We start from the raw sequence: 25,889 nt of genomic DNA, 5'->3' as shown, positions 1-25,889 counted from the left end.
GCGGACCTCTCCCACCCACCCGTTCACCCCGCGCCGTACGGCGGGAGTAGGGGCACGTAAGTACCGCCTCGCGGCGGGCGAAGCGGGGAGGAAGAGTACCGGCCTCGTGCTCGGTGGATGGGTCCCGCCCTCGCACCGGGCGGGGGCGGGTGGGTGGGGAACTCCCCCAACCTCTCCGGTCGAGGGGACTACTGGCTCACTCCCGCCTCTCAGGTCGAGGGGAACCTACGGACTCACCCTCACCCCTCCGGTCGAGGGGACTCACGGAACAAGCCCACCGGGCCGCACCCGCGACCGACGCACCACCGGGCCGCACCCGCACGCGAGACGCGAGGGGACGTGGGGGTATGTGCGCACGGAGCACCGAGGAAACAATGGCGCCTTTGTTCGTGCAGCGGGGCGCAGGGATAGCGAGTACGCACATACCCCCGCGGCCCCGCCCCACGAACCGAAGAACAGGCGCAGGACCGACGCAGACACCGACCCCACCGAAAGGACTCCATGCGAGCCACAGACGTCCCCCTCCCCGCCCTACTCCTCCGCGCCGCCGCCCTCTCCCCCCTCAAACACCCCGCCCCGGGCCCCGCGACCCAGGCCCCCCTGACGGCCACCCGCACCCCGGACCCCCGCCACCTGGCGGCGTACCAAAAGATCTGCGGCTTCCCCACCGACGACGACACCGGCACCGGCACCCGCACCGGAGGCCCACTCCCCCTCACGTATCCACACGTCCTCGCCTTCCCCCTGGCCATGCGCCTCATGGCCGCCCCCGCCTTCCCGCTCCCCCTCTTGGGCCTCGTCCACACGTCCATCGAGCTCACCCGGCACCACCCCCTGCACCACACCCAGGAGCTCGAACTCACCGTGCAGGCAGAGCGGTTCGTGCCCCACCGCCGCGGCACGGAGGCCGTCCTGCGTACCGAGGCCACCACCAAGGACGGCACGCTGCTCTGGGAATCCACCAGCACCTACCTGGCCCGCCACACCACAAAAACCACACCCCCACCGCACACACCCACACCCACGCCCGCGCCCGCGCCCACCGAGCCCCTACAGCAGCCCGACGCAGTCGAGGAGTGGACCCTCCCCCCGGACCTGGGCCGCCGCTACGCCACCGTCAGCGGCGACCGCAACCCCATCCACCTGCACCCCCTCACGGCCCGCCCCTTCGGCTTCCCCCGCGCCATAGCCCACGGCATGTGGACCGCGGCCCGCTGCCTGGCGCAGATCACCCGCGCCGGCCGAACCGACGAGAGCAAGCAGGACGAGGGGGAACCCACCTACGCCCACGTGGAGTTCAGGTCCCCCGTCCTGCTCCCCGCCACGGTCACGTACACCCGCCGCGGCCCCGCCTTCACCCTCCACGGCCTCCACGGCCTCCACGGCGCGCAAGCCAGAACGCACCTCATCGGCCGGACGGAGCCCAGCGCCGCCCTTCCATGAGCCCCCCGAGCCCGGCCCAGGCGAAGTTCATGAGCGTCGCGGCCGCCTCCTTGGCGGAGACGGACGTGTCCGTGTTGGCCCACCCGGCCAGCGACTCCGCCGCCCCCACCAGCGCCTGCGCGAGCCCCGCGACCTCGCGGTCGGGCAGCGAGGGGTCACCGTGGGCGGACCGCGCCGCCTGCGCGATCAGCGTCGTCACGAACGCGACGATCTCCTCGCGCATCGCGGCGACCTCCGCCGCGAACGGCTCGCCCTGCGTCCGCGCCTGGCTGTGCAGGACGGCCCACCCGTCGGGCCGCTCGGCGGTGTGCGCGAAGAACGCGCGGAGCCCGTCCCACAGTTGCCGGTCGGCGGGTTCGCCCGCCGCCCCGCTCGCCCCGTCCCGCACCGCGTCGACCAGCGCGGCGGCCTCGCGGCGGATGCACGCGCTGAAGAGCTCCTCCTTGGAGTTCAGATACAGATAGACGAGCGGCTTGGAGACCCCGGCGAGCTCCGCGATCTCGTCCATGGACGCGGCCCGGTACCCCCGCTGCCCGAACGTCCGCACCGCCGCGTCCAGCATCTGCTGCTCGCGCACGGCCCGCGGCATCCTCGTCTGCCGCTGCTTGTGCCGCCGCTTCTCGCCCACCCCGGCCCCCGCCTTCCCACGCTGTCCGTTCACACGTCAGCGTACGGTCACCGGAGGCCACTTCACGATTACCGGACCGCCGCAGGACCGTCCCACCGCCGCAGGACCGTCCGACCGCCGGAAGACGGAAGCCCCGCCCCGGGACGGGGCGGGGCTTCCGGCGGCCGGGAAGGGCCGCAGGTCGAGCCGGTGGCTCAGGCGGCGGCAGCCACCGCGTGCGACGAGGGCACCTCGTCGTACTCCTCCAGCGGCGACGCGGACGCGCTCTCGTACGCGTCGTGGTCGAGGATCTTCTCGCGGGCGGCGACGATCACGGGGACCAGCGCCTGTCCGGCGACGTTCGTCGCGGTGCGCATCATGTCGAGGACCGGGTCGATGGCGAGGAGCAGGCCCACGCCCTCCATCGGCAGGCCGAGCGTCGACAGGGTCAGCGTCAGCATGACGGTGGCACCGGTCAGACCAGCAGTGGCAGCGGAGCCGACGACCGAGACGAACGCGATGAGCAGGTACTCCTTGATGCCCAGGTTCACGTCGAAGATCTGCGCGACGAAGATCGCGGCGATCGACGGGTAGATCGCGGCGCAGCCGTCCATCTTGGTGGTCGCGCCGAACGGCACGGCGAAGGAGGTGTACTCCTTCGGGACGCCGAGGCGCTCGGTGACCTTCTGGGTGATCGGCATGGTGCCGACCGAGGAGCGGGAGACGAACGCCAGCTGGATCGCGGGCCAGGCGCCCTTGAAGAACTGCAGCGGGTTGACCTTGGCGACGAACGCGAGCAGCAGCGGGTAGACGCCGAAGAGGACCAGGGCGCAGCCGATGTAGATGTCCGCGGTGAACGTCGCGTACTTGCTGATGAGGTTCCAGCCGTAGTCCGCGATGGCGAAGCCGATGAGGCCGATGGTGCCGATCGGGGAGAGCTTGATGACCCACCACAGGGCCTTCTGCAGCAGCGCGAGCACGGACTCGGAGAGGTCCAGGATGGGCTGCGCCTTGTCGCCGATCTTCAGGACGGCGATGCCGGCGACGGCGGCCATGAAGACGATCTGCAGGACGTTCAGCTGGGTGAAGGGCGTGACGACGTCGGTCGGGATGATCCCGGTGAGGAAGTCGATCCAGGAGCCCGCGTGGTCGGGGGCCTTGCCGTCCTTCGGGGTGAGACCGGTGCCGGAGCCGGGGTTGGTGATCAGGCCGATGGCGAGGCCGATGGCCACCGCGATCAGCGACGTGATCATGAACCACAGCAGGGTGCGGGTGGCCAGCCGTGCGGCGTTGTTGACCTTCCGCAGGTTGGTGATCGACACCAGGATCGCGAAGAAGACGAGCGGGGCGACCGCGAGCTTCAGGAGCCCGATGAAGGTGTCACCGACCTTGGAGAGGGTGGTGACGAGCCAGTCGACGTCCTGGTTGCGGGCGATCCAGCCGAGCAGGACGCCCAGGACCAGGCCACCGAGGATCTGGGCCCAGAAGGGGATCTTGAGGAACTTGGGTATCCGAAAGCCGGACTGGGGCTTCTCGGGCTGCCCGGCCTGGTCGGCGGGCGTCGCGGGATTCGCGGACACGGACACACTCCGGTGAGGAAAGTCAGGGGAAGTCAGGGGAAAGCGGACGTACGGGAGCGGCAACCGCGAGAGGCCGGCGGAGTCGCTGCGGCGGGGGTCACGTTCAGATGTGACAGGCCGCGGACATGCAGCGGCAGAGGTCGACATGCAGGCGCGCCACGAGCGGGACGCTCATGACGTGGCGGTGCGCTGCTGCTGTCTTCATGTCGAACACGTTAACACTCGTGCTTTGAGAACATCAAAGGTCTTGTTTGAGGTAGGCGGAGGGGTTGCTGCCGCTTCCCGGCCCGCGCGCGGGGTCCCAACTGCCCCTCGACGCACGGAACCCCGGCCCCCGGAGCGATGTGCTCCGGGACCGGGGTCCGGTGACGGGTGTGACGAAGCTTACGAGCCCTGCGCCTGCGTGGAGCCCTGCGTCTGCGGGGAGGTCTGCGCGCCGGAGCGGGCGACGTCGTCGGCCTCGTCCTCCTGGCTGCGGTTCGCGTCCAGGTTGGCCTTGGCGCGGTCGACGCGCGCGACGACGTTCATCGAGGCGCGGTCGCGCTCCTTGCGCAGCGCCACGAAGCTGATGGGCGCGGAGATGACCAGCGAGAGCAGCAGCACCCACAGGAGGTTCGAGTCGCCGAGGCCGCGCGGCAGGATCTCGGAGTAGACCAGGCCCCAGACGACCAAGAAGCAACCCACGAAGATCCCGAGGCGCATCAGCGTGTAGCGGAGCATGTCAATCCACTCTTCCGTTCCGAAATGGGCCCGAGCTGGACGAGCCTCTCCAGTGAAGCACGGGACGGGCCGCGTCCGGCACGGGGGTGCCCGGTCCTACGGCAGCGGCAACAGCATCGTGATGTCGTCGCGGTCGTCGCCGGGAGCGACCCGGATCGCGCCCGGCACGCGGCCGACCTCCTTGTATCCGCAGGCGGCGTAGAAGCGGTCGACGCCGGTGCCGCCCCGGCAGGTGAGCCGGATCGCCTCGACGCCGTCGATCGAGCGGGCGGCCTGTGCGGCGGCGGCCATCAGGTCGCGCCCGTACCCCTTGCCCTGGTGGCGCGGGTGGACCATCACCACGTACAGCCAGATCCAGTGCTTCATCAGCCGGTGCTGGTTGTACGCGAGGAACGCGGTCGCGGCGACGGCGCCCTCCTCGTCGTACCCCACGAGGAGCCGGGTGCGGCCCTCGCTCAGCTCCGCCAGGCGCTTGAGCCACTCGGGGCGTATGTCGTCGACGGTCACGGGCGGCACGAAGCCGACGGCTCCGCCGGCGTTGGAGACGTCGGCCCACAGGGCGAGGACGCCGTCGCGCAGGGCGGGGTCGATCTCCGGATCGAGGCGGAATGTAAGCGTCATGGAGCGAGAGTAACCATTACGCATCAGGGGGCTCAAGCGCATCCCGCATCCCGGACGACGCAGCGAGCCCCGGCCGGTGGGGCCGGGGCTCGCTGCGTGGTGACGGAAGGCCGCGGGTCAGACGCGCATCGCCTGCGGGGCCTCGCGCAGCATCGGGTCGGGACCCTCGTACTCCCGGATCGCCTCGTAGCGCGTGTTCCGCTCGATCGGGCGGAAGCCCGCCTCGCGGATCAGGTCGAGGAGGTCCTCGCGGGTCAGCTTGTTCGGCGTGCCGAAGTTGTCCGCGTCGTGCGTGATCTTGTACTCGACGACCGAGCCGTCCATGTCGTCCGCGCCGTGCTGCAGGGCGAGCTGGGTGGTGTGCAGGCCGTGCATCACCCAGAAGACCTTGACGTGCGGCACGTTGTCGAAGAGGAGGCGCGAGACCGCGAAGGTCTTCAGGGCCTCGGCGCCGGACGCCATCGTGGTGCGCGCCTGCAGCCGGTTCCTGACCTTGCCGTCCTGCATGTCGACGAAGTCGTGCTGGTAGCGCAGCGGGATGAAGACCTGGAAACCGCCGGTCTCGTCCTGCAGTTCACGCAGCCGCAGCACGTGGTCGACGCGGTGGCGCCGCTCCTCGATGTGGCCGTACAGCATCGTGCACGGGGTCTTGAGACCCTTCTCGTGCGCGAGGCGGTGGATGCGCGACCAGTCCTCCCAGTGGGTGCGGTGGTCGACGATGTGCTGACGCACCTCCCAGTCGAAGATCTCCGCGCCGCCGCCGGTCAGCGACTCCAGGCCGGCCTCGATGAGCTCGTCGAGGATGTCGGACGCGGACATCCCCGAGATCGTCTCGAAGTGGTGGATCTCGGTGGCGGTGAAGGCCTTCAGGGAGACGTCGGGCAGCGCCTTCTTGAGCTCGGAGAGCGAGCGCGGGTAGTAGCGCCACGGCAGGTTGGGGTGCAGGCCGTTGACGATGTGCAGCTCGGTGAGGTTCTCGCCCTCCATCGCCTTGGCGAGCCGGACGGCCTCCTCGATGCGCATCGTGTACGCGTCCTTCTCGCCCGGCTTGCGCTGGAAGGAGCAGTACGCGCAGGACGCGGTGCACACGTTCGTCATGTTGAGGTGGCGGTTGACGTTGAAGTGCACGACGTCGCCGTTCTTGCGGGTGCGCACCTCGTGCGCGAGTCCGCCGAGCCAGGCCAGGTCGTCCGACTCGTAGAGCGCGATGCCGTCCTCGCGGGACAGCCGCTCACCGTCCCGGACCTTCTGCTCAAGTTCGCGCTTGAGACCTGCGTCCATGCCTCGCCCTTACCTCTCCTACGACAAACTCCGGCCCACCGTACGCCCACGCCCCCGCTCACTCCTCCTCGGGCAGCTCCCCGACACGGTTCTCCCACTTGGTGGAGAGCACGATCGTCGTCCGCGTGCGCGAGACGCCCCGGGTGCCGCTGAGCCGGCGGATGGTCTTCTCCAGACCGTCCACGTCGCTGGCCCTGACCTTGAGCATGTACGAGTCGTCGCCCGCGATGAACCAGCAGTCCTCGATCTCGTGCAGGTCCTTCAGGCGCCGCGCCACGTCCTCGTGGTCGGCGGCGTCGGAGAGCGAGATGCCGATGAGGGCGATGACGCCGAGGCCGAGCGAGGCGGAGTCGACGGTCGCGCGGTAGCCCGTGATGACACCGGCCGCTTCGAGGCGGTTGATCCGGTCCGTGACGCTGGGCCCGGAGAGGCCCACGAGCCGCCCGAGTTCGGCGTACGAGGCGCGGCCGTTCTCCCGCAGGGCCTGGATGAGCTGCCTGTCCACGGCGTCCATAGGTGCGATGCCTTTCATTATTCAGCGATACCGCGAGTCTATGTGTAGAATCTAAGGCGTAACAGGGCCTAGGCCCTGTGAATCTTTCTCAATTTCGGCCGATCAACGACGATCCTTCAGGAGTGAGTCACCCGTGTACTCGATCGAGATGGCCTACGCCCGCATGCGCGAGCTCCAGGACATGGCCAACCGCTCGCGTGCGAACGTCGCGGCGCCGCGCAAGGCCGCCAAGAAGGCCCGGGGCGCCAAGAAGCGGTAGCCCCTCCCCCGTCGGGGTGCTCATCCGGCACCGGAAGCGCCCCCCAGCTCTCCCTCCCAACGGCGGTACAAGCTGTGCGGCACCCGTGCCGCGTCCAGCATCCGCCCGGCGACGAAGTCCACCAGATCCTGGATGTGCGTCGCCCCCGCGTAGAACGCCGGAGAGGCGGGCAGCACGATCGCGCCCGCCTCGTCCAGGCTCACCAGGTGTTTCAGCGTCTGACCGTTCAGCGGCGTCTCGCGTACGCAGACCACGAGCCGCCTGCCCTCCTTCAGCGTCACGCTCGCCGAGCGCTGCAGCAGGTCCTTCGAGAGCCCGAGCGCCACCCCGGCCACACACGCCGTGGACGCCGGCACGATCAGCATCCCCTTCGTCGCGTACGACCCCGAGGACGGCCCCGCCGCCAGGTCGCCCGCGGCCCAGTACCGCACGTCCTGAAGCGCCCGCTCCGGCACGTCGAACGCGGCGGGCTTGCCGTCCGCGCCGCGCCCCAGCCAGTGCCGCAGGTCCTCGCGCCAGTGCGCGTCCCGGAAGGCGATGCCCGTCTCGTCGAGCAGCGTCAGCCGCGAGGCCCGCGAGACGACGAGGTCCACGCTCTCCCCCGCCGCGAGCAGCGCACGCAGCACGGCGGCGGCATAGGGCGTCCCCGAGGCGCCCGACACCCCCACGATCCAAGGCCTACGCTGCGTATCTCCTGGGTTCACGCTCTGAAGCCTATCCCCGGGCCGTTCAGAGGGTGAGGCCGCGTACGAGCAGATCCAGCAGCGCGCACACGAACAGGGCGATTCCGATGAAACCGTTCACCTGGAAGAAGGCCCGGTTCAGCCGGGACAGGTCGTGCGGCCGCACGATCGAGTGCTCGTAGACGAAGGCGCCCGCGACGACCGCGATGCCCAGCCAGAAGAACACGCCCGCGTCCGTGGACGCCGCGTACCAGACGAACAGCGCCGTGGTCACCAGGTGGCAGGCGCGCGCGCCCCGGATGGCGGCCGGGATGCCGAACCGCGCGGGCACCGACTTCACGCCGACCTCGCGGTCCGTCTCCACGTCCTGGCAGGCGTAGATCAGGTCGAAGCCGCCGATCCAGATGCCGACCGCGAGCCCGAGGATCACCGCCTGGCCCGACCACTCGCCGGTGATCGCGATCCAGGCGCCGACCGGCCCCATCGCCTGCGCGATGCCGAGGATCGCCTGCGGGAAGTTCGTGAACCGCTTCCCGTACGGATAGACCACCATCGGGATCACCGCGACCGGCGCGAGCGCCAGGCACAGCGGGTTGAGCAGCGCGGCCGACGCGAGGAAGACGACCAGCGCGATCAGCGCGCCCGTCCACGCGGACTTCACCGACACCGCGCCCGTGACGAGCTCGCGGTGCGCGGTGCGCGGATTGCGGGCGTCGATCTCCCGGTCGATGATCCGGTTCGCGGCCATGGCGAAGGTGCGCAGGCCCACCATGCAGACGGTCACCAGGAGCAGCCGCCCCCAGTGGATGTTCCCGTCCAGCCGGAACATCGCGGTCAGCGCGGCGATGTAGGCGAACGGCAGCGCGAAGACCGAGTGCTCGATCATCACGAGGCGCAGGAACGCCTTGGTGCGGCCCGGCTGCGGGATCGCGGCGGAGGCTGAACTCACAGTCCGTATTCCTTCCAGCGACGGTCGACCTTCGCCGCCGTGTGCGGGTCGGACTCGACCATGTTCGGCCAGCCGCCGTCCCGGGTGTATCCCTCTTCGGGAAGCTTCTTCGTGGCGTCGATTCCCGCCTTGCCGCCCCAGAACTGCTGGTAGGAGGCGTGGTCGAGGTGGTCGACCGGGCCCTCCAGCACGGTGAGGTCACGGGCGTAGTCGGTGTTGCCGAGGGCGCGCCAGGACACCTCGTGCAGGTCGTGGACGTCGCAGTCCTTGTCCACGACCACGATCAGCTTGGTCAGCGACATCATGTGGGCGCCCCAGATGGCGTGCATGACCTTCTGCGCGTGCTTCGGGTACTTCTTGTCGATCGAGACGATCGCGCAGTTGTGGAAGCCTCCCGACTCCGGCAGGTGGTAGTCCACGATGTCCGGGACGATCACCTTGAGGAGGGGGAGGAAGAACCGCTCGGTGGCGCGGCCGAGCGGGCCGTCCTCCGTGGGCGGGCGGCCGACCACGATCGACTGGAGCAGCGGACGCTTGCGCATCGTCACGCAGTCGATGGTCAGCGCGGGGAACGGCTCCTGCGGCGTGTAGAAGCCGGTGTGGTCGCCGAAGGGGCCCTCCGGCAGCATCTCGCCCGGCTCCAGCCAGCCCTCGATGACCACCTCGGCGTGCGCCGGGACCTGCAGCGGGACGGTCTTGCAGTCGACCATCTCGACGCGCTTTCCCTGGATGAACCCGGCCAGCATGTACTCGTCCATGTCGCCCGGCAGCGGCGCCGTCGAGGCGTACGTCACGGCGGGCGGGCACCCGAAGGCGATCGCCACCGGCAGCTTCTCGCCCCGGCGGGCGGCCACCTGGTAGTGGTTGCGGCTGTCCTTGTGGATCTGCCAGTGCATGCCGATGGTGCGCTTGTCGTGGCGCTGCAGGCGGTACAGGCCGAGGTTGCGCACCCCGGTGTCCGGGTCCTTGGTGTGGGTCAGGCCCAGGTTGAAGAAGGAGCCGCCGTCCTCGGGCCAGGTGAAGAGCGCGGGCAGCTGCTCCAGGTCGACGTCGTCGCCGGTCAGGACGACCTCCTGGACCGGCGCGCTGTCGGACTTCACCTTCTTGGGCGGGACGTGCGTCATCGCGCCGAGCTTGCCGAACGCCTCGCGCACGCCGACGAAGCCCTGCGGCAGCTCCGGCTTGAGCAGGCCGCCGATCTTCTCGCTGATCTCGCCGTACGACTTCAGGCCCAGCGCCTTCAGGAGGCGCCGGTCCGTCCCGTACACGTTCATCGCCAGGGGCATCGCGGAGCCCTTGACGTTCTCGAAGAGGAGCGCGGGACCGCCCGACTTCTGGACGCGGTCGACGATCTCGCCGACCTCCAGGTAGGGATCGACCTCGGCCTTGATGCGCTTGAGATCGCCCTCGCGGTCCAGTGCCCGGAGCAGGGAGCGAAGATCGTCGTAAGCCATGCGTTCCAGTATCCGGCACCGGCTACCCTGGCCCCGTCACCGGGGGCTCGCACGCCCCCCGCCGCCACCGCTTGGGGGATCGCACCACCATGCTCAGGTATCTGCCGTTCCTGCTGGTCCTGGCAGTGTGGATCTATGCCTTCATCGATGTCCTGAACACTCCGGAGAAGGAGGTCAGGCATCTGCCGAAGGTGGTGTGGGTCATCATCGTGCTGCTCTTCGGCGAGGTGCTGCTCGGCCCGATCGCCTGGTTCGTCACCGGCAAGGTGCGCCACGCGCCCGGTGCGGGCGGCGTCGGCGCCCGGGGCCGCGGCCGGTGGGTCGCGCCGGACGACAACCCCGAGTTCCTGAAGTCGCTGCGCGACGAGAGCAAGAGCGGGGACGACGGGGGCGCCGGGGGCCACGGGGACGACAGGGACGACAGGGACAAGGACCCGGGCGAGAACAAAAAGGACACGGGCGGCGACGCCTGACGGAGCGTCCGCCCGGGCACCATGGGGGCATGAGCGCATCCCGCATCCCCACGGTCGACCTGCGGCCGTGGCTCTCCGGTGACCCCGGCGCCCGCGCGCGGACGGCCCGCACCGTCGACGAGGCCCTGCGCACCGCGGGGTTCCTGCTGGTCACCGGGCACGGCGTCGACCCGGCCCTGCGCACCGCGATCCGCGCGTCGGCGCGCGCCTTCTTCCACCTGCCGGACACCGCGAAGCGGCCCTACGCGGTGCGGGTGGGCGCACGCGGCTGGCTCGGCCCCGGTGCCGAGGCCAACAGCTACGCGGAGGGCACGGCCACTCCCCCGGACCTGAAGGAGTCGCTGTCCTTCGCGGCGGACGAGCCGACCGGCGACGCGGCCGTGGACGCCGAGTGGTTCCTGCCGAACACCTGGCCCGCCCAGACCCCGGAGCTGCGGGACCTCGTCGTCACCTACCTCGGCCGGATGCGGGCCCTGTCCGATCTGCTGCTCGAACTGCTCGGCGTCGCCCTGGGCGAGCCGGAGGACTTCTTCACCCGGCACACCGGCCACCCCACCTGGGGCTTCAACATCAACTGGTATCCGGGGCGGCGGACCGTGGGCGAGCCCGCGCCGGGGCAGTTCCGCATCGGCCCGCACACCGACTTCGGCACGGTGACGGTCCTCGACCGGCAGGCGGGCCGGGGCGGACTGCAGGTGTTCACGGACGAGGGCGGCTGGGAGGACGCGCCCTTCGACCCGGCGGCGTTCACGGTCAACATCGGGGACCTGATGGCCCGCTGGACCGACGGCCGCTGGCAGTCGGGCCGCCACCGCGTGCTGCCGCCGCCCGCGGAGGAACCCGCCGAGGAGCTGATGTCGCTCGTGTACTTCTACGAGTGCGACCCGGGCACCGACGTACGGGGCACCGACTCGCACACGTACCTGCGCGGGCAGCTGGACGCGATCGCGGTGGAGGCCGGCAATGGCTGAGCCGGCCGCGGGCCCGGCGCGGGACCGCGACTGGCTCGCGACGGCCGTCGAGGAGGCCCGGCAGGGGCTCGCCGAGGGCGGCGTCCCGATCGGCGCCGCGCTCTACGCGGCGGACGGCACGCTGCTCGGGCGCGGGCACAACCGGCGGGTGCAGGACGGCGATCCGTCCGCGCACGCGGAGACCGCCGCCTTCCGGGCCGCCGGACGGCAGCGGGGCTACGGCGGCACGACGATGGTCACGACGCTCTCGCCCTGCTGGTACTGCAGCGGCCTGGTGCGGCAGTTCGGCATCTCGCGGGTGGTCGTGGGCGAGGCCAGGACCTTCCACGGCGGCCACGACTGGCTGGCCGCGCACGGCGTGGAGGTCGTGCTGCTCGACGACGACGGGTGCGCGGCGATGATGCGCCGCTTCGTCGCGGAGCGCCCGGAGCTGTGGCGCGAGGACATCGGGGAGTAGCCCCTCGGTGGGCCGCGCGCCGCGCGGGCCGCTCCGCGACGCCGGGGTCAGACGCCCGCGTAGGAGTGCTTGCCGGTGACGAAGATGTTCACGCCGTAGTAGTTGAACAGCCAGCAGCCGAAGGCGATCAGGGCCAGGTAGGCGGCCTTGCGGCCCTTCCAGCCCGCGGTCGCCCGGGCGTGCAGGTAGCAGGCGTAGGCGACCCAGGTGATGAAGGACCAGACCTCCTTGGGGTCCCAGCCCCAGTAGCGGCCCCAGGCGTCGCCCGCCCAGATCGCGCCCGCGATGATCGTGAACGTCCACAGCGGGAAGATCGCGGCGTTCAGGCGGTAGGAGAACTTGTCCAGCGAGGCCGCCGAGGGCAGCCGCTCCAGGACGGACGTGGCGAACTTGCCGGGCGTGCCGCCGTTCTGCAGCTTCGCCTCGTAGCTGTCCCGGAAGAGGTAGAGCAGCGTGCCGACGCCGCCCACGTAGAACACGGCACCGCAGAAGATCGCGGTGGAGACGTGGATCCACAGCCAGTACGAGTGCAGGGCGGGCACCAGCTGGTCGCTGGAGGTGTACAGCACGGTGACGGCGAGACCGAGGTCGAGCAGGACCGTGGTGACCAGCGGGAGGCCGAGCCAGGCGATGTTCTTCTTCAGCGCCATCAGCACCAGGTACACGGCGACGGCGACGGTGGAGAAGGTGATGCTGAACTCGTACATGTTGCCCCACGGGGCCCGCTGCACCGACAGCGCGCGGGTGAGCACACCGCCGAACTCCAGCAGGAACGCGAGGACGGTGAGGGACACCGCGATGCGGCCGTAGAGGTCGCCCTTCTCGTCGCCCGCCGCGGCGCCGGGCCCGTCCGGCACGTCCCGGGCGCCGGCCACGGACCGGGTGACGACCTCGGGGCGCTCCAGGGTGGCGGTGCCGCCCTTGGCCCGGGCGGTGACGGCGGGGGCCCCGGCCGTGGTGGCCGCGGTCGGCGTGAGCGCGGCCGCCGTGCGGGCGACCTTGCTGCGGCTGCCGAAGAGCCACTCCGCCATGTGCGCGAAGAACGCCAGGAGGTAGACGGCCATCGCGGAGTAGATCAGCACGTTGCTGATGTGCGCGAGGTTCTCGTTGGGCTCGGCGGCCAGGGTGGTGGCGAGATTCACTTCTCAGCCCCTTCGGCAGGTGCAACATCGGGGCCGGAGTCGGAAGCGGCTTCCTCGTCCGGGTCGGGCAGGGGCGCGCTGGGCGCCCGGTCGTGGAGGTGGGCGGCGAGGCGGGAGAGCTCCTCGGGGACCTTCGCGGACTCGCTGCGGCCCAGGCCCGCCATCTCGACGACGGTGACGCCGTCGGCGCCCTCGACCGCCCGCACCCACACGCGGCGGCGCTGGATGAACAGGGAGCCCGCGAGTCCGGCGACGGCGGCGATCGCGCCGCCCAGCGCCCAGCCGGTGCCGGGCTGCTGGGAGATCTGGAAGGTCGCCCACTCCTTGAGGTTCTTCTCGAAGGTGATCGACCCGGCGCCGTTCGGCAGCTTCATGGTCTCGCCGGGGCGCAGCCGCTGCTTGAACAGCTGGCCGTCGGCGTCCTTGAACTTCTTCATCTTGCGGGTGTCCAGCTGGTACACGTTCTGCGGGACACCGGCGTCGACGCCGAGGCTGCCGTGGTACGCGGACAGCGCGAGCACCGGGTAGTCGGCGGCGGGGAACTGCGAGAACATCTGCCCCTTGCCGACACCGGCGAAGGTCGGCACGAAGAAGGCGTTGAAGCCGAGCTGGTCCGGCTTGCCGTTCTTGTCGCGGTAGCCGTCCATGACCTTGATGGCGCCGGTCGCGGTGCCGTTCTGGTCGATGGGCAGGACGGGCACGGACGCCTGGTAGACGACCTTGCCCTTGCCGTCGCGGACGGTGACGGCGGGCGCGAAGCCGTGGCCGATGAGGTAGACCTTCGAGCCGTCGACCTCCAGCGGCTTGTTGACCTCGATCGACTTCTTCTTCTCGGCGCCGTCGGGGCCCTCGGAGTAGGTCACGTCGGCCCGGTAGGTGCGGGCCGTGCCGCGGTTGGGCCCGGACTTCTCGTACGTCCCGACGAAGTTGTCGAGCTTGAAGCTGAACGGCTCCAGGCCGTCGCTGTCGAAGAGGCTGCCGGACTTGAAGTCGTCGTACTGGCTGAGGGTGTTGGCGAAGCCGTCACCCTCCATGATCAGCTTGCCGCCCTCGGACTTGAAGAGCTGTCCGGCGGCGAAGGCGAGCAGCATCACGATCAGCGCGATGTGGAAGAGCAGGTTGCCCGCCTCGCGCAGGTAGCCCTTCTCCGCGGCGACGGAGGTGGCGGCGCCGGAGCCCGCGGTGTGCGCGCGGAAGCGGCGTTCCTTGAGCATCGTGAGGGCGGCGGCGTGCACCTGGCCGGGCTCGGCCTCGGTGCGCCACGTGGTGTAGGCGGGCAGCCGGGTCAGCGCCCTGGGGGCGCCCGGCGGGCGGCCGCGCAGCTGGCCCACGAACTGCCAGGTGCGGGGCACGATGCAGCCGATGAGGGAGACGAACAGCAGGATGTAGATCGCGGAGAACCACACCGAGCTGTAGACGTCGAAGAGCTGCAGCTTGTCGTAGAGCGGGCCGAGCGTGGTGTGCCGGTCCATGAAGTCCTGGACCTTGAGCTCGTCGACGTTGTTCTGCGGGATCAGCGATCCCGGGATGGCGCCGAGCGAGAGGAGCAGGAGGAGGATCAGCGCGACCCGCATCGAGGTCAGCTGCCGCCAGAACCAGCGCAGCCAGCCGATGACGCCGAGCCGGGGCATGTTGGGCGGCTCTTCGCGCTCGCTCGGGGCGGTCGACAGCTTGGCGCCCGCGGCACCGAGGTCGTCGTCGCCCTCGCGGGTCCCGGCCGTGCCGTCGGGTGCTTCGGTCTTGCTCATGGATCAGATCCCCACCGTGTAGCCGCTCGACCAGACCTGCATCTGCTGCACGATGCTGTCCCACACGCCGGTGACGAGGAGGAGTCCGGTCGCGATCATCATGATGCCGCCGATGCGCATCACCCAGACGTAGTGCCGCTTCACCCAGCCGAAGGCGCCGAGCGCCTTGCGGAAGGCGACCGCCGCGAGAATGAAGGGGACGCCGAGTCCCAGACAGTACGCGACGCTCAGCAGCGCGCCGCGTCCCGCGCTCGCCTGGTCCAGCGAGAGCACGCTGACGGCGGCGAGCGTCGGGCCGACGCAGGGGGCCCAGCCGACGGCGAAGAGGGCGCCCAGTATCGGGGCGCCCGCCAGCCCCACGGCGGGCTTCTTGTGGAAGCGGAACTCGCGCTGGGAGATCTTGGGCATGAGCCCCATGAAGAAGAACCCGAGCACGATCATCACGCCGCCGAGCACCCGCGTGACGATGCTCTGGTTGTCCTGGAGGGTGCGGCCGAACTCCCCGAAGAGCGCCCCGTAGGAGACGAAGACCACGGTGAAGCCGAGCACGAAGAGCCCGGAGCCGGCGACCATCCGGCCGCGCTTGGCCTCGGCCATGTCCTGGCCGCTGACCCCGGTGACGTAGGAGAGGTAGCCCGGCACGAGCGGCAGCACGCAGGGCGAGAAGAACGAGACGAGACCGCCGAGCAGGGCGATGGGCAGCGCGAGCAGGAGCGCGCCGCTCATCACGGTCTGGTTCGGTCCGCTGATGGCGGCGAGAGTGGACATCACTTCTCCGCGAGGACCGGGTCGATCATCTTGCGCAGCTTCTCTTCGTTCAGCGGCTGCTGCGAGCGGGCCGCGATCTTCCCCTCCCGGTCGATGACCAGGGTGGAGGGGATGAAGTTCGGGTTGAGCGAGCCCTTGGGGAAGCGGAGCATCAGCTTGCCCATCGGGTCGTGCAGGCTCGGGTAGGGCACCTTGTGCTGCTTCTCGAACTGGATCGCCGGGCCCCGCTCGGGGTCCCGCGTGTTGATCCCGACGAACTCGACGCCCTTGGCCTTCGTCTCGGCGGCGACCTTCACGAAGTTCGGTGCCTCGGCCCGGCAGGGCGCGCACCAGGAACCCCAGACGTTCAGGACGACGATCTTGCCCTTGAAGTCCTCGGCGATGTTCAGCTTCTTGCCGTCGAGGGTCTCGCCGTCGAGTGCGGGGCTCGCCTTGCGGTCGTCCTTCTTGACGGTGGCGATGCCGTCGGAGCCGGCGACGAAGTTGGTGTTTCCGGAACCGCCCGACGTGCCGCCGGAGCTGCAGGCGGACAGAGTCAGCGCGGCGACCGCGGCACCTGCGGCGAGCAGGGCGGCACGGCTGCGGCGGTGACTGCTGCTGTCGACGCGGTGTGGGGCACGGCAGGCAACACTCATGTGAAAAGTTTCGCATGTCCGGTTCGGGGATCTTCCGCACCCCCTCCGCAGGAGAATGTGCCCACTTCAGACACGGTCGCGCCCCGGTTCCGCGGCCTCGTCGGGGTGCCGGGATCCGGGGCGCGAGCGCTTCGGGGGGGGCGGTTCGGCTAGCGGAGGTTCTTCCAGCCGCCGGCCGGCTGCTGCCCGACCTCCAGGCCCTGCAGCTTGGCGAGGACCTTCGGGTCCTGCACGTCGAGCCAGTCGACGAACTGGCGGAAGGACACCAGGCGCACGTCCTTCTTGCCCGCGATGTGCTTGAGCGCCTCCTCGACGGCATCCATGTAGATGCCGCCGTTCCACTCCTCGAAGTGGTTGCCGATGAAGAACGGCGCGCGGTTGCTCTCGTAGGCCCGCTTGAAGCCCGCGAGGTAGGCCTCGGTGGCCTGCTTGCGCCAGCCCGGGTAGTTGGCCGGCGGCGCCTTCGTGGAGTTGTTCGACTGGTTGGCGAGGATGTTGTAGTCCATCGACAGGACCTCGAAGGTGTGGCCCGGGAAGGGCACCGCCTGCAGCGGCAGGTCCCAGACGCCCAGCTTCTTCTGGGGCCAGCGCTGGCGGCCGCCGGGCGAGGACGCGTCGTAGCGCCAGCCGAGCTTCTTGGCCGTCGGCAGCAGGTTGTCCTGGCCGAGCAGACAGGGCGTGCGGCCCCCGACGAGTTCCTTCTCGTAGTCGAAGGGCAGCGACGGCAGATCGGTCCAGCCGGTGTTCGTACGCCACTTCTTCACAAAGGACTTGGCCTGGTCGATCTCGTCCTGCCATTGCGCGGACGTCCACTTGGCGACCGAACCGTTACCGGTGCAGAAGTGCCCGTTGAAGTGCGTGCCGATTTCGTGGCCCTCCAGCCAGGCCTGGCGCACGTACTTCAGGGTGTCCTTGATGTGACCGTCGGTGAGATAACCGATGTCCGACGCGCCGACCGCGTTGTTCGGCGGGCGGTAGAGACGCTTCTTCGATTCCGGCAGGAGATAAAGCCCGGAGAGGAAGAACGTCATGTGCGCGTCGTGGTCCTCGGCGAGCTTCAAAAAGCGCGGGAACAGACCGTTGCCGACCTCGCCGGCGCCGTCCCAGGAGAAGATGACGAACTGCGGGGGCGTCTCGCCGGGCTGCAGCGGGACGGGCTTGCCGGGCTGGCGGGGCTGCTTGCCGGTGTAGGCGGTCGAACCGTCGCCGATCGGCTTGGCGGGCTGCTTGCCGGCGCCGCCCTGTCCGTCCCCGGCCTTTCCCGCGGGACCCGACGTGTCGCCGTCGCCGCCGGAGCCGCATGCCGCGAGCCCGAGAGCGGCGGCCGCGCCGGCTCCGAGGCCGAGCATTCCCCTGCGACTGATGTCGCGCATTCCATCCCCATTCGTCGCGCCCTTGGTCCGCCCTGCTCTATTGCCTGCAAGAGGGACAACCCGTTAGAGGGCGCGACGAACAGCGGGGTTCCGGCAACCGGCTTTTATTTACGGTGCTTTACCCGGAAGGGACATACAGTCGCGACGCGATTACGCGACGTCGACCATACGGATGTGGCGTAGAAAACACCGGGGTTGCCCGGCCCGAAAGACAAGGGTCTCCGGGCCAGGAAATCGGACCCCGTTCAGCGCCCCGTCACGCGCCGAATGCCTTGCTCTTGCCCGGCACCGGCTTGGCGCCCGCGAGGAGATGCGCCGGCACGAGATCGCGGGCGGGCTCGCTGTACCCCACCGAGACGATCTTGTCGCCGCGGTAGGTGAACGTCGTCAGCGAGGCGAGCGTGCACTGCCGCTTGCGCGGGTCGTGCCACAGCCGCCGCTTCTCCACGAAGCTGCGCACGATCCAGATCGGCAGCTGGTGGCTGACGCACACCGCCTCGTGCCCGCGGGCCGCGTCCTTCGCCGCGTCCAGGGCGCCCATCATCCGCACGACCTGCTCGACGTACGGCTCGCCCCAGGAGGGCTTGAAGGGATTGACGAGGTGCTTCCAGTTCTCCGGGTTCTTCAGCGCGCCGTCGCCGACCCCGAAGGTCTTGCCCTCGAAGACGTTGCCCGCCTCGATGAGGCGGCCGTCGGAGGCGAGGTCGAGGCCGTGCGCCTTGGCGATCGGCGTGGCCGTCTCCTGGGCGCGGTCGAGCGGCGAGGCGACGACGTGCGTGACGTCGCGCCGCGCCAGGTGCTCGGCGACGCGGTCGGCCATCTGCCGGCCGAGCTCCGAGAGGTGGTAGTCGGGCAGCCGCCCGTACAGGATCCCCTCGGGGTTGTGGACCTCGCCGTGGCGCATGAGGTGGACGACGGTCAGCTCGTCGCCCGCTGCCGTGCCGGTCATGCGGTGGCCTCCGTGGCTTCTGCGGCGGCGCGCGCGGCCGCGGGCAGGGCGGCGGCGATCCGCTCGACGGCCCGCTCGTCGTGGGCGGTGGACACGAACCAGGACTCGAAGGACGAGGGCGGCAGATAGACGCCCTGCGACAGCATCGAGTGGAAGAACGCGGTGAAGCGGAAGGAGTCCTGCGCCTTCGCCTCCTCGTAGTTGCGCACCTCGCGGTCGGTGAAGAACACGGTGAACATGTTCGACGCGTTCTGCACCCGGTGGGCGACGCCCTCCTTGGCGAGCGCCTCGCCGACCAGCGTGCGCAGCTGCGCCGAGACCGCGTCGACCTTCTCGTACGCCGCGTCGTCCAGGAGCCGCAGCTGGGCCAGGCCCGCGGCCGTCGCGACCGGGTTCCCGGAGAGCGTGCCCGCCTGGTAGACCGGGCCGGCCGGGGCGAGGTGCGCCATGACGTCGGCGCGGCCGCCGAAGGCCGCGGCCGGGAAGCCGCCGCCCATGACCTTGCCGAAGGTCATCAGGTCGGGCGTCACGCCGTCGACGCCGTACCAGCCGGCCTTCGACGTGCGGAAGCCGGTCATGACCTCGTCGGAGATGTACAGCGCGCCGTTCTTGGCGCAGGCGGCCCTGAGGCCCTCGTTGAACCCGGGCAGCGGCGGGACGACGCCCATGTTGCCCGGGGCCGCCTCGGTGATGACGCAGGCGATCTCACCGGGGTGCCGGTGGAAGGCCTCGTGCACCGCCTCGATGTCGTTGTACGGCACGACGATGGTGTCGCCGGCCTGGGCGCCGGTGACGCCGGGGGTGTCCGGGAGGCCGAGCGTCGCGACGCCGGAGCCCGCGGAGGCGAGCAGCGCGTCCACGTGGCCGTGGTAGCAGCCGGCGAACTTGATGACCTTGGCGCGGCCGGTGAAGCCGCGCGCCAGACGGATGGCGGACATGGTCGCCTCGGTGCCGCTGGAGACGAGCCGCACCTGCTCGACCGGCTCGATGCGGGCCACGATCTCCTCGGCGAGGGCGACCTCGCCCTCGCCGGGCGTGCCGAAGGAGGTGCCGCGCGAGACGGCGTCCTGCACGGCGGCGATCACCTCGGGGTGGGAGTGCCCGAGGATCATCGGACCCCACGAGCACACGAGGTCGACGTACTCGCGGCCGTCGGCGTCGGTCAGGTACGGACCGGTACCGGACACCATGAAACGGGGCGTACCACCCACAGCGCGGAACGCGCGCACGGGAGAGTTCACACCGCCGGGCGTCACGGCCGCCGCACGGTCGAAAAGAGTCTGCGAAACTGGGGCGCTATACGGGAAGCTCACACGAGCCATGGTGTCAGAGCGTCCGGACATCCTGCGGACAGGTGTTTCACTCCACGTTTTAGCGGGTGACCGTGGGGGAGGTCACTGACACGATGATCGGGTTGCGTGGCGGGGGCCGCGAGGCCTAGAAAAGACAGGGCCGTGCCGCCCTGGAAAAGCAGTCGGGTGGAGATATGCATCGCGGTGGCGGACTGGGCGAGGGGACCGACGGCCTGGGCCCCCGGCGTGCCCGGCGGGGCAAGCACCGACGCGAGGCGGAAGCGGAACCGGCGCAGACGCCCGAGCAGGCGCACGGCGGTTCCGACGGGTTCGGTGAGTTCCGGCGGGACCGGGCGAGCAGCAGGAGTGGCGGGGTGGGGGTGACGTACAAGTACTTCGGCGCCCCGGACGGCGCGACCGCCGCCCGTGTGCCGATCTCGATGCGGCCCGAGGAGCTCGGCGGTGACGAGCTCGGCATGGGCGGCATGTTCACGAAGATCAAGCCGGAGACGATGGCCGCGATGGTCCTCACCGGCATCGAGGGCATACCCCTGCACCGGGTCCCCCCGCTGGAGCTGGTCGTCCTCCACCCCGACTACGCCGTGGTGAAGCTCCCCATGACCGTCGTCGACCCGCTGCGCGGTGTCGGCGAGGAGTCGGTGGGCGCCGCGGCCTTCATCTGGTCCACCGTCCCGGACCGCGGCGGCCCGCGCGACGCCTTCAACGTCTACCAACTCCTCCACGAGTGGCAGGACTTCAGCCACCGGCTGCACGACGCGGGGCACCAGGCGTACTGCCTGGTCTGGCCCTGACCCGCCCGGCTACGCCTGCCCGAGCGCCGCGAGCCGCTCCGCGAACGGGACGACCTCCGCGGGTTCCTGCCCGGGTGCGGGGAGGTCCGCCGTCGGCCGCATGAGGCGGGCCAGTTCCGCCGCCGCCCGGTCGATCCGGTCGGCCAGGCCCGGTGCCCCCCAGTCCTCGGACGCCGCGTACACGCCGGTCGGTACGACGACGGCCCGCAGGTAGGCGAAGAGCGGGCGCAGCGCGTGGTCCAGGACCAGGGAGTGCCGGGCCGAGCCGCCGGTGGCGGCGACCAGGACCGGCGTGCCGGCGAGCGCGTCCCGGTCGACGCCGCCGACCGTGTCGAAGAAGGACTTGAACAGACCGCCGTAGGACGCGGAGAAGACCGGTGTCACGGCGATCAGGCCGTCCGCGCCGCGCACCGCCTCGATCGCGGCGCTCAGGGCGGGTCCGGGGAAGCCGGTGGTGAGGCCGTGCGCGATCTCCACGGCGAGGTCGCGCACCTCGACGAACTCGACCTCCACCGCGGTGTGCCGTTCGGCCGCCGCGGCGAGCCGGTCGGCGAGCAGCCGGGTGGACGAGGGGACGCCCAGTCCCGCGGACACGACGACGAGCTTCACGCCGTCACCTCTTCCTGGGTCTCTTCCCGGGCCTCTTCCTGGGTCTCTTGCCGGGTCCGGTCGGCTTCCTGCACCCGGGCGGCGTGGGTGGGGGCGTCCGGCACCCCGGCCGGGCGGTTCTTCGCGAACTCCGCGCGCAGCACCGGGACGACCTCCTCGCCGAGGATGTCGAGCTGTTCGAGGACGGTCTTCAGCGGCAGTCCCGCGTGGTCCATCAGGAACAGCTGGCGCTGGTAGTCGCCCACGGTGTCGCGGAAGGACAGCGTGCGCTCGATGACCTGCTGCGGGGAGCCGACGGTGAGCGGGGTCTGCTCGGTGAAGTCCTCCAGCGAGGGGCCGTGTCCGTAGACGGGCGCGTTGTCGAAGTAGGGGCGGAACTCCCGCACCGCGTCCTGCGAGTTCCTGCGCATGAACACCTGTCCGCCGAGCCCGACGATCGCCTGCTCGGGCGTGCCGTGCCCGTAGTGCGCGTACCGCGACCGGTACAGCTCGACCATCTTCTTCGTGTGCTCGGCCGGCCAGAAGATGTTGTTGTGGAAGAAGCCGTCGCCGTAGTACGCGGCCTGCTCGGCGATCTCCGGGGAGCGGATCGAGCCGTGCCAGACGAAGGGCGCGACGCCGTCGAGCGGCCGGGGCGTCGCGGTGAACGACTGCAGGGGCGTACGGAACTTCCCCTCCCAGTTCACGACGTCCTCGTCCCACAGGCGGCGCAGCAGCGCGTAGTTCTCGACGGCGAGGTCGATGCCCCTGCGGATGTCCTTGCCGAACCACGGGTAGACCGGGCCGGTGTTGCCGCGGCCCGTCATCAGATCCACCCGCCCGTCCGCCAAGTGCTGCAGCATCGCGAAGTCCTCGGCGATCTTCACCGGGTCGTTGGTGGTGATGAGGGTGGTGGAGGTGGACAGGACGAGCCGCTCGGTGCGGGCGGCGATGTAGCCGAGCAGGGTGGTCGGGGACGACGGCACGAAGGGCGGGTTGTGGTGCTCGCCGGTCGCGAAGACGTCGAGCCCGACCTCCTCGGCCTTGAGCGCGATGGCGACCATCGCCTTGATCCGCTCGCGCTCGGTCGGGGTGCGGCCGGTGGTCGGGTCGGCGGTCACGTCACCGACGCTGAAGATCCCGAACTGCATGGCTGGCTCACTCTCCGCAGGTTGTTTACGGTTCAACTATACCTGCGGAACGGAAGCGCGGGGACGGCTATTCCCGGGGGGGAGGGCGGAGGACGGCGACGGCGGGCGGAGGGGTGCGTCGACGGCGGGGCGATGGCGTGGAGCGATGACAGCGGGGGGATGACGGCCGGGCGATGGCCTACCGGTCCCGGCCCCAGTACGGGTCGCGCCCCGTCATCGCGAGGAGGCGCTCGAAGGCGGTCGCGCCGTCCTCGTCCCGCAGCGGCACCGCCTCGCCGAAGACGCCCATCTTCCGGGCCGTCGGGGCCATGCCCGCCACCGCCTCGGTCAGCCGCGCCACGACGGGGTCGCCCGCCCCGCCCCGCTCCCCCGGCCGGTACTCCTGACCGGTGGCACGGGCCAGGTCCCAGGCGTGCACGGTCAGGTCGAGCAGGACCATGCAGCCCACGGTCCGGGCCGGCATGTCCATCGCGCCGGTGGTGCCCTCGTCGGCACCGGGCTCGCCCCAGGCCGCGACGAGCTTCCCGGCCTCGTCGAGGAACCGCTCCCGCCAGGCGTCGCCGCTCCCGGCGAGGTGGTCGGGCGTGACGGAGAAGTCCGAGTTCCGTTTGGCGGCCAGCTCCTGGAACTGGACGACCACGTGGAAGAGGTGATTGGCCAGCGCCCGCACGTCGTAGTCGGCGCACGGGGTCGGATCGCCGAGGCGGTCGTCGGGCAGGGCGCGCACGACGGGTGCGGCGCGCTCGACGGCGAGGGCGAGCAGGTCGCTGATCCTGGCGTCGGGGGTGGGGTCGGGGGCGCCCTCGGGGGCGTGTGCGGTGTCCATGCGACGACCGTACGAAGGGCGGGCGCCCCGCGGCTTGAAGAAACGCGACACGCGCCGCCGCGGCACGCGCGCGGACCTACGATCCCCCCATGTCGGCAGCGCGCGCGGAACACGACGGACCAGAGGTCACCGCGGACACGGACACGGGCGCGGATACGGGAACAGGCACAGGCACGGTCCCGGGCGCCGCCATCGGCACCGGATCCCCGTCCGGCTCCCCGTCCGACTCCCCGTCCGACACCCCCCGCCGCGACACCCGGGGCATCGTGGACGCCTCCGGCCTCCTCTCCCATGTGCGCTTCCGGCGCCACGCGCCCGCCGAGGAACTCCGCCCCTACCTGGAGCACTACTGGCTGATCGACTGGGACCTGCCGGAGCCCTACGCCACGCACGTGGTCCCGCACCCCTCGGTCAACGTGGTCTTCCAGTCGTACGAGGCGAACACGCCGCACGCCGTCGCACCGGGCCCGCACCGGTTCGGCGAGGTGGCGGGCATCGGGCTCGGCCTCTTCAGCACGAAGCTGGAGGGCCGCGGCCGGGTGTGCGGGGTGCAGTTCCGCCCGGGCGGTTTCCGCCCGTTCGCCCCGGGCCACCCGGTGGCGGACTGGACGGGCCGCAGGCTCCCCCTGCCGGAGGTCTTCCCGTACACCCCCGAGGAGGCGTCGGCCGACGTGGACTCGGTCCTCGCCCCCGACGACGAGCACGCGCGCGTGGCGGCACTCGACGCGTTCCTGCTGGGCCTCGCCCCCGCGCCGGACCCGCAGGCCGAGCTGGCGGCCGGGCTCGTCGACCGGATCCGCGGGGACCGCTCGATCCGGCGCGTGGCCGCGTTCGCCCGCGCGGAGGGTCTGTCGGTACGGGCGCTGCAGCGGCTCTTCTCCGCGTACGTCGGCGTAGGGCCGAAGTGGATCATCCTGCGGTACCGGATCCACGAGGCCCTGGAGCGGGCCGAGTCGGAGGAGGACGTCGACTGGGCGGACCTGGCGGCCACCCTCGGCTACGCCGACCAGGCCCATCTCGTACGGGACTTCACGGCGACGGTGGGGGTGCCCCCGACGGCGTACGGGCCCCACTAGGGGGTTTCCCCGGGGCCTGCCGTGCGCCCGCCGGGCCGACTCCCTTGCCGGCCGGGGCAGTTGTCAGACCCTCCGCCTACCGTGAGGGCATGGAGCGATCACACCGACCGGACATGCGCCTGGAGCCCTGGTCCGACGACGACGGCCTCGCGCTGCTGCGGCAGCTCAACACCCCGGAGATGACCGAGCATCTGGGCGGCCCCGAGACCGAGGAGAAGCTCGCGGACCGCCACCGCCGCTATCTCGGGCTGGACGGCAGGGGCGCGATGTTCCGCATCACCCTCGACGGCGAGGTCGCGGGTTCGATCGGGTTCTGGGAGACGACCTGGCAGGGCGAGCAGGTCTGGGAGACGGGCTGGGGCGTCCTGCCCGCGTTCCAGGGCATGGGCGTCGCCGCGGACGCGGCCCGCCTGGTGACCGGGCGGGCGCGGGCGGCCGGGGTCCACGCCCACCTGCACGCGTTCCCCGCCACGGACCACGGCGCGTCGAACGCGGTGTGCCGCAAGGCGGGCTTCACCCTGCGCGGCGAGGCGATGATCGAGTACCCCAAGGGCAACTGGCACGCGTGCAACGACTGGCGCATCACGCTGACCACGGACTGACGGGTCCGGACGGGGGCGGGGGCGAGGGCGGCGCCCCGGCCGACCCGGGGTCAGAAGTAGTACGTGTCCCCCGTGTCGAGCGCCAGCACCGCGTGCTCGTTGTTGCGCGGATTCAGGTCCGCGGCCCCGCCGTTCCAGTCCGTCCCGATCCGGACGCCGACCTCGCCGGGGCGCCCCGCCACCCGCACCACGATCTCGACGGACTCGCCCATGGTGTCGGCGTCCAGCGCACCCGTACGGCACAGCACCGAGGCCGCGCCCGACCGCAGACAGCCCTCGGGCAGCCGCGGCACCTCCTTGACCGGCAGCGACCAGCGCAGCCGCAGGGTGGCGTCGGCGAGGTCGGACGGCCCGTGGTTCTGCGGCACGAACCGCACCCGCACGGTGCCTCCGCGCACGGACACCTCGCCGTGGAAGGCGAGGTCGGCCTCCCGCTCGACGGGCCCCACGACGCCGGCGCCCGGCCCGAAGGCCGCGGCGAGGCCCGCCTCCCCGCCGGCCGGCCCGCCGAGCCCGCCCCGGTCGGCCGGATCGGGCCATCCGCCGCCCCCGCCCCGGCCACCACCGTCCCGCCCTTCCGGATCACCGTCCCGCTCCCGCCCTTCCGGATCACCGTCCCGCTCCCGCCCTTCCGGATCACCGTTCGCGCCGTCGGCCCAGGCACCGTCGGCCCGAGCACCATCGCCCCGAGCACCGTCGCCCCGGACACCGCCACCGCCGTGCGATCCGGCGACCGCCACACCCCCGCCGAGCAGCACCCCCAGCGCCGCCACGGCCACCCCCACCCGCACTCCCGTACGAGGAACCCGCACACCGACCTCCACCACGCACCGACCGACCGACCCGGACCTTTGCGGACCTTGCCCGATCTATGCCACCGCGCCGCCGCAAGATCACCGGGCGCCCCCTATGCCA

Annotated in this window: 28 protein-coding genes; 8 read left to right on the top strand and 20 right to left on the bottom strand. The window is 71.0% G+C overall.

Going from position 1 to position 25,889, the window contains the following annotated elements; translation table 11 throughout:
• Positions 1-501 precede the first annotated feature (501 nt).
• Positions 502-1,443 carry a MaoC family dehydratase gene (locus ACFYXE_RS00315; protein ID WP_389307567.1) on the top strand — a complete coding sequence of 314 codons (942 nt, stop codon included), beginning with the start codon at positions 502-504 and terminating at the stop codon, positions 1,441-1,443.
• On the opposite strand, the gene ACFYXE_RS00310 is transcribed toward ACFYXE_RS00315, so the two are convergent.
• From ACFYXE_RS00310 to ACFYXE_RS00285, 6 genes are all read right to left on the bottom strand, one after another.
• On the bottom strand, positions 1,406-2,032 hold the full coding sequence (locus ACFYXE_RS00310) for a TetR/AcrR family transcriptional regulator (RefSeq protein WP_389309417.1): 627 nt from the start codon (positions 2,030-2,032) through the stop codon (positions 1,406-1,408). The two genes, ACFYXE_RS00315 and ACFYXE_RS00310, sit on opposite strands and share 38 nt — an antisense overlap.
• A gap of 233 nt (positions 2,033-2,265) precedes the next feature.
• Positions 2,266-3,630: a dicarboxylate/amino acid:cation symporter gene (locus ACFYXE_RS00305; protein ID WP_389307565.1), complete on the bottom strand. Its 1,365-nt coding sequence runs from the start codon at positions 3,628-3,630 to the stop codon at positions 2,266-2,268.
• 384 nt (positions 3,631-4,014) lie between these two features.
• Positions 4,015-4,350 carry a DUF4229 domain-containing protein gene (locus tag ACFYXE_RS00300; RefSeq protein WP_389307563.1) on the bottom strand — a complete coding sequence of 112 codons (336 nt, stop codon included), beginning with the start codon at positions 4,348-4,350 and terminating at the stop codon, positions 4,015-4,017.
• 96 nt (positions 4,351-4,446) lie between these two features.
• A complete protein-coding gene (locus tag ACFYXE_RS00295) occupies positions 4,447-4,971 on the bottom strand; it encodes a GNAT family N-acetyltransferase (RefSeq protein WP_389307561.1) in 525 nt (174 codons plus the stop codon).
• A 117-nt stretch (positions 4,972-5,088) separates the two neighbouring features.
• A complete protein-coding gene (mqnE, locus tag ACFYXE_RS00290) occupies positions 5,089-6,252 on the bottom strand; it encodes an aminofutalosine synthase MqnE (RefSeq protein ID WP_361170147.1) in 1,164 nt (387 codons plus the stop codon).
• 58 nt (positions 6,253-6,310) lie between these two features.
• Positions 6,311-6,766 carry an Lrp/AsnC family transcriptional regulator gene (locus ACFYXE_RS00285; RefSeq protein WP_030791839.1) on the bottom strand — a complete coding sequence of 152 codons (456 nt, stop codon included), beginning with the start codon at positions 6,764-6,766 and terminating at the stop codon, positions 6,311-6,313.
• Between the two features lie 133 nt (positions 6,767-6,899).
• Between ACFYXE_RS00285 and ACFYXE_RS00280 the strand changes: the two genes are divergently transcribed.
• Positions 6,900-7,025, top strand: coding sequence for a hypothetical protein (locus ACFYXE_RS00280; protein WP_279616319.1), 126 nt, complete (start codon positions 6,900-6,902; stop codon positions 7,023-7,025).
• A 20-nt stretch (positions 7,026-7,045) separates the two neighbouring features.
• Here the strand turns inward: ACFYXE_RS00280 and ACFYXE_RS00275 are convergent, their stop codons facing one another.
• Genes ACFYXE_RS00275 through ACFYXE_RS00265 form a run of 3 tightly spaced genes read right to left on the bottom strand, consistent with a single transcriptional unit; the run spans position 7,046 to position 10,111 of the window.
• On the bottom strand, positions 7,046-7,729 hold the full coding sequence (locus ACFYXE_RS00275; RefSeq protein WP_389307557.1) for a UbiX family flavin prenyltransferase: 684 nt from the start codon (positions 7,727-7,729) through the stop codon (positions 7,046-7,048).
• Positions 7,730-7,754: 25 nt separating this feature from the next.
• Positions 7,755-8,657 carry a menaquinone biosynthesis prenyltransferase MqnP gene (mqnP, locus tag ACFYXE_RS00270; protein WP_361170140.1) on the bottom strand — a complete coding sequence of 301 codons (903 nt, stop codon included), beginning with the start codon at positions 8,655-8,657 and terminating at the stop codon, positions 7,755-7,757.
• Entirely contained in the window at positions 8,654-10,111 is a 1,458-nt protein-coding gene (locus ACFYXE_RS00265) for a menaquinone biosynthesis decarboxylase (RefSeq protein WP_361170137.1), read from the bottom strand. Before ACFYXE_RS00265 ends, mqnP begins: the two co-directional genes overlap by 4 nt.
• A gap of 89 nt (positions 10,112-10,200) precedes the next feature.
• Between ACFYXE_RS00265 and ACFYXE_RS00260 the strand changes: the two genes are divergently transcribed.
• Genes ACFYXE_RS00260 through ACFYXE_RS00250 form a run of 3 tightly spaced genes read left to right on the top strand, consistent with a single transcriptional unit; the run spans position 10,201 to position 12,012 of the window.
• Entirely contained in the window at positions 10,201-10,584 is a 384-nt protein-coding gene (locus ACFYXE_RS00260) for a PLD nuclease N-terminal domain-containing protein (protein ID WP_389307554.1), read from the top strand.
• A gap of 29 nt (positions 10,585-10,613) precedes the next feature.
• The gene (locus tag ACFYXE_RS00255; protein ID WP_389307552.1) at positions 10,614-11,555 is read left to right on the top strand and encodes an isopenicillin N synthase family dioxygenase; all 942 of its coding nucleotides are present in this window, start codon (positions 10,614-10,616) and stop codon (positions 11,553-11,555) included.
• Complete coding sequence (locus tag ACFYXE_RS00250; RefSeq protein ID WP_389307550.1) at positions 11,548-12,012, top strand: nucleoside deaminase; 465 nt, start codon at positions 11,548-11,550, stop codon at positions 12,010-12,012. Before ACFYXE_RS00255 ends, ACFYXE_RS00250 begins: the two co-directional genes overlap by 8 nt.
• A 47-nt stretch (positions 12,013-12,059) precedes the next feature.
• Here the strand turns inward: ACFYXE_RS00250 and ccsB are convergent, their stop codons facing one another.
• The 7 genes from ccsB to hemL all read right to left on the bottom strand — a co-directional run bounded on the left by ccsB (position 12,060) and on the right by hemL (position 19,949).
• Complete coding sequence (gene ccsB, locus ACFYXE_RS00245) at positions 12,060-13,154, bottom strand: c-type cytochrome biogenesis protein CcsB (RefSeq protein WP_389307548.1); 1,095 nt, start codon at positions 13,152-13,154, stop codon at positions 12,060-12,062.
• Positions 13,151-14,902, bottom strand: coding sequence for a cytochrome c biogenesis protein ResB (locus ACFYXE_RS00240; RefSeq protein WP_389307546.1), 1,752 nt, complete (start codon positions 14,900-14,902; stop codon positions 13,151-13,153). The genes ccsB and ACFYXE_RS00240 overlap by 4 nt, the downstream gene beginning before the upstream one ends.
• A 3-nt stretch (positions 14,903-14,905) precedes the next feature.
• A complete protein-coding gene (locus tag ACFYXE_RS00235) occupies positions 14,906-15,670 on the bottom strand; it encodes a cytochrome c biogenesis protein CcdA (RefSeq protein ID WP_361170119.1) in 765 nt (254 codons plus the stop codon).
• A complete protein-coding gene (locus ACFYXE_RS00230; protein ID WP_389307544.1) occupies positions 15,670-16,305 on the bottom strand; it encodes a TlpA family protein disulfide reductase in 636 nt (211 codons plus the stop codon). The genes ACFYXE_RS00235 and ACFYXE_RS00230 overlap by 1 nt, the downstream gene beginning before the upstream one ends.
• Before the next feature lie 149 nt (positions 16,306-16,454).
• Positions 16,455-17,678: a hypothetical protein gene (locus ACFYXE_RS00225; protein ID WP_361170113.1), complete on the bottom strand. Its 1,224-nt coding sequence runs from the start codon at positions 17,676-17,678 to the stop codon at positions 16,455-16,457.
• Between the two features lie 256 nt (positions 17,679-17,934).
• Entirely contained in the window at positions 17,935-18,627 is a 693-nt protein-coding gene (locus tag ACFYXE_RS00220) for a histidine phosphatase family protein (RefSeq protein WP_361170110.1), read from the bottom strand.
• A complete protein-coding gene (gene hemL / locus ACFYXE_RS00215; protein WP_389307541.1) occupies positions 18,624-19,949 on the bottom strand; it encodes a glutamate-1-semialdehyde 2,1-aminomutase in 1,326 nt (441 codons plus the stop codon). The genes ACFYXE_RS00220 and hemL overlap by 4 nt, the downstream gene beginning before the upstream one ends.
• 164 nt (positions 19,950-20,113) lie before the next feature.
• Between hemL and ACFYXE_RS00210 the strand changes: the two genes are divergently transcribed.
• Complete coding sequence (locus ACFYXE_RS00210; RefSeq protein ID WP_361170104.1) at positions 20,114-20,731, top strand: hypothetical protein; 618 nt, start codon at positions 20,114-20,116, stop codon at positions 20,729-20,731.
• A 9-nt stretch (positions 20,732-20,740) separates the two neighbouring features.
• Here ACFYXE_RS00210 and ACFYXE_RS00205 read toward each other — a convergent pair whose 3' ends face one another.
• The 3 genes from ACFYXE_RS00205 to ACFYXE_RS00195 form a co-directional block, all read right to left on the bottom strand.
• The gene (locus ACFYXE_RS00205) at positions 20,741-21,340 is read right to left on the bottom strand and encodes a CE1759 family FMN reductase (protein ID WP_389307539.1); all 600 of its coding nucleotides are present in this window, start codon (positions 21,338-21,340) and stop codon (positions 20,741-20,743) included.
• Positions 21,337-22,470, bottom strand: a complete 1,134-nt coding sequence (locus ACFYXE_RS00200) for an LLM class flavin-dependent oxidoreductase (protein ID WP_389307536.1) — start codon at positions 22,468-22,470, stop codon at positions 21,337-21,339. The genes ACFYXE_RS00205 and ACFYXE_RS00200 overlap by 4 nt, the downstream gene beginning before the upstream one ends.
• 178 nt (positions 22,471-22,648) lie before the next feature.
• The gene (locus tag ACFYXE_RS00195) at positions 22,649-23,296 is read right to left on the bottom strand and encodes a TIGR03086 family metal-binding protein (protein ID WP_389307534.1); all 648 of its coding nucleotides are present in this window, start codon (positions 23,294-23,296) and stop codon (positions 22,649-22,651) included.
• A gap of 89 nt (positions 23,297-23,385) precedes the next feature.
• On the opposite strand from ACFYXE_RS00195, the gene ACFYXE_RS00190 reads away from it, so the two are divergent.
• Both ACFYXE_RS00190 and ACFYXE_RS00185 read left to right on the top strand, forming a co-directional pair.
• Positions 23,386-24,372, top strand: coding sequence for a DUF6597 domain-containing transcriptional factor (locus ACFYXE_RS00190; RefSeq protein WP_389307532.1), 987 nt, complete (start codon positions 23,386-23,388; stop codon positions 24,370-24,372).
• An 89-nt stretch (positions 24,373-24,461) separates the two neighbouring features.
• Complete coding sequence (locus tag ACFYXE_RS00185) at positions 24,462-24,974, top strand: GNAT family N-acetyltransferase (protein ID WP_389307530.1); 513 nt, start codon at positions 24,462-24,464, stop codon at positions 24,972-24,974.
• Between the two features lie 50 nt (positions 24,975-25,024).
• On the opposite strand, the gene ACFYXE_RS00180 is transcribed toward ACFYXE_RS00185, so the two are convergent.
• Complete coding sequence (locus tag ACFYXE_RS00180; RefSeq protein WP_389307528.1) at positions 25,025-25,786, bottom strand: hypothetical protein; 762 nt, start codon at positions 25,784-25,786, stop codon at positions 25,025-25,027.
• Between the last annotated feature and the right edge of the window lie 103 nt (positions 25,787-25,889).

This window comes from Streptomyces sp. NPDC002564, from assembly GCF_042889645.1.
GTDB lineage: Bacteria > Actinomycetota > Actinomycetes > Streptomycetales > Streptomycetaceae > Streptomyces.
Note: the sequence above shows the minus strand (reverse complement) of the source record. Positions and strands in the feature narration are given on the sequence as shown.